At 45.2% G+C, this 2,082-nt stretch carries 3 protein-coding genes and 1 pseudogene; 2 read left to right on the forward strand and 2 right to left on the reverse strand.

Annotated elements, in window-relative coordinates; all coding sequences use genetic code 11:
• The coding region (locus tag KDK18_RS02170; RefSeq protein WP_257252870.1) for an ankyrin repeat domain-containing protein at positions 1-587 on the forward strand (587 nt) is incomplete at its 5' end.
• A 15-nt stretch (positions 588-602) separates the two neighbouring features.
• Here the strand turns inward: KDK18_RS02170 and KDK18_RS02175 are convergent.
• On the reverse strand, positions 603-1,025 hold the full coding sequence (locus KDK18_RS02175) for a hypothetical protein (protein WP_257252871.1): 423 nt from the start codon (positions 1,023-1,025) through the stop codon (positions 603-605).
• Positions 1,026-1,107: 82 nt separating this feature from the next.
• Here KDK18_RS02175 and KDK18_RS02180 point away from each other — a divergent pair, with 82 nt between their 5' ends.
• On the forward strand, positions 1,108-1,770 hold the full coding sequence (locus KDK18_RS02180) for a DUF47 domain-containing protein (RefSeq protein ID WP_257252873.1): 663 nt from the start codon (positions 1,108-1,110) through the stop codon (positions 1,768-1,770).
• 28 nt (positions 1,771-1,798) lie between these two features.
• Here KDK18_RS02180 and KDK18_RS02185 read toward each other — a convergent pair.
• Positions 1,799-2,082, reverse strand: a pseudogene (locus KDK18_RS02185) (H-NS histone family protein); the annotation flags it as partial.

The raw sequence follows: 2,082 nt of genomic DNA on the forward strand, positions 1-2,082 counted from the left end.
GCCTTGAGATTATTAACAAACTAATCAATCTGGGTGCGAATATTGATCAGCCTATCATGCACGATATAACAGTACGTAGCTTTTTAAAGGGGAAGCTAAACAAGAAGAAATTTAATGACATAGAGACATTGGCTGATCATCTGAAAGATATAAGACTGGGAGTTCAATTCCACGGAGATGAAATTGTAGCATTAATTGGCGAGTATAATAAAACTTATCACAATAATGATAAAGCACGTGAAAAAATTGAAGAGGCCATCAGCAATAGAAAAACACTTCTACAGAAAAAAGGCTGCAGAAAGACTGTACTGATGGCAGCTATTGAGTCTGACGCACTAAGTTTCATCCAATTACTATTAAAACGATCTGATTTCACTCTTGACCAGTTAACAACTGAAGGTGATAGTCCATTAGATTATGCAAGAAAAAAAGGTGCTCATACAGTTGTCAAATTTCTGTCCGATGTTGTTTCAACAACCGGTGCTTTCCCAACAAATAGTGGGAATACAATGCAATCATCAAATCATCCGTTCACTAACAACTCGACTGCCGGAGCCATACCTCCGAAAATACAAAAAATGAGCTGATTTAAATAACTCAAGTTACCCACCATCCTGAAAATTAGCCGTTATAGGTGACATGAAAAATGATCTCAAGGCTCGATCATTAATGCAGGGAACACCCAATGGGCGTTTATCCTTCTTTCCCGGCTTTGGTATCCATACTCTTTTGACCGGCGGTGCCTTGTAGCCCTGTCGATGAATAGATGTCAGTGTTTGCTCAAGCCATTGACCGAAGCCTTTCTTCGTCTCTTCCATTGTCAATCCATCAACCCCGGGCGATGTCCCATTGGGAATCTTATTCAGATTCGAACAGAGGCTCGCCGGTGTGATGTGATGAGCCAAGCTGGTGAGTCGAAGTTTCGGATTACTCCGGGCTTTAGCTGCTACCCTTTCCAGTCCCGTTACCATAGCTGGTTTACCTTCTCTCTGCGCAGAAGCCCGTAAACGAAAAAGCACCGCCATTGATGGTAGCGCTTTTCCTCAATTCTACTGAACATCTACTCAACACACTACGGCAATTCCCTGTCCGGTCGATAACGCCTTTATGGATCTGGAAACCTTTGCCAGCCTCTTCTCAGGCTCACCGTTCAAACCCTTGCTACGACATCGCAATGCCGTAATGAATGCACTTACGCACCTCAACCGGCAGATTCAAGTCCTTAACTCTGAACACACAGAGACCGTTGCCAGCAGCTCCTGGATCAAAGAACTTCCCCATCAACTGGAAGCAATGGCGCAAGAAGTGCTTTTCTGCCTGCAAAAACCATCACTGATGGCTCAACCCAGAGAAGTGATCATGGACGCACTTCAGTCCCAGAACCAGCTGGCTCATCAGACCTTTCGACTGTCAGAACGATTAAGCTATCGTCCCCTTCGATTACCAGCCGAAATGAGCGTGCCACTGAATGACCTGACCCGACAGTTTGGCAAGACTGTCTATCAATTAAGGCGGGCCGTCATCGAATTAAATGAACTCAGTCAGGGCGGATTCAGAAAGCAGTACAACCAATCTCAAGGTCGCTTCAGGAGAAATCTTGCCTGTGATGTCGATGAACTCAGAAAGATCAGTCAAGAAATTCGGGAACAAACCTGCCTGATGGAAAACACGATAGACCCGGTGGATGTCGCCCTGCTGTTTCTGATTCTGGACGACATCAGTGACCTGTCTTTATGGATGCGTACCCTGGTAACACACTTGCAAGCCTGACAAGACCCACTGTAAGACACTGTTACCCTTAATCTGCAATGCAGTGAATCCTCTTTTTGCCGGTACGATCGAGATAGTCCTGAAACTCTTTTGGCAAGCGTCCTGTTGTTGAGCCGTACCAGCGCACCGTATCGCCGGAGTTTGTCTGAAACTCGAAATTATGCTTGGAGACGTTTCTCCTGCGCTTGCCTTCCTTACCTATCTCTTGCAAAAGATTCAGGTCAGACATCGAGAGGCCTTTGGCCTCCATGACTTTCTTGATCTCTTCCACACTCTGAAGCTTTTCTTTTCGTTTTATATCTGCGGCTTCTT

This window comes from Endozoicomonas sp. SESOKO3 (assembly GCF_024606255.1).